General features: G+C 57.3%; 1 protein-coding gene. It reads right to left on the minus strand.

From position 1 onward, the window contains the following. Window positions 1–144: 144 nt before the first annotated feature. Window positions 145–621: hypothetical protein (locus AC1DT3_RS23470; RefSeq protein WP_477467551.1), on the minus strand; the 477-nt coding region annotated here is incomplete at its 5' end.

The following is a 621-nucleotide window of genomic DNA, read 5'->3' on the forward strand; positions in this document are numbered from 1 at the left end:
CAGACATCCACTCAGTGCTTTCGAAGACATCGAGCTGGTTRTAGACTTTGATCTCCTTCACTCCTGGATCGTCGGGATCGCGAGTTCCTGGCTCGCGCGTCCATTTACCGACGTGGATCGTGTGGTTTGCCATGAGTTTCATATTCACTCCTTGTTCGTTGAGGGAAACCAGAATGCCCGGTCGTCAAGGGAGAGACCGGGGAGCGAGACGGCCTTGGCGAGATCCTTTAGAGAGTCGCCCGGCAGCAGCTTCGCTGGCACGACGCGCGTCCGAATATCGGATCGCCACGGGCCATCGCGATCATCGGCGCTGGGCGGCGTCTCACGCACCTGATTCAATCGATTGACGTAGACGACGTAGTCCTGCGAGGTCTCTTTACCATGGGTCGCAGGGCGCGAGCGAAGCAGCTCGTTCGGTGTTTCGACACTCGATTCCAATGCCTGCTTCGTGACCGTGTCCCAATCCTTCAGAAACGTTGCGATCTTGTTTGCGGGATCCGAGTACTCCGCCTGCGCACGTTCGATCAATTTCCTCACGGATTTGCGCGCTTCTTGTTGTCGAGCCAAGAAACGCTCGCGTTCCTCGCGCATTTCTGCTGCTTGCATCGCCTCGTGCAATGG

It is taken from the genome of Microvirga sp. P4_G7 (assembly GCF_056401005.1).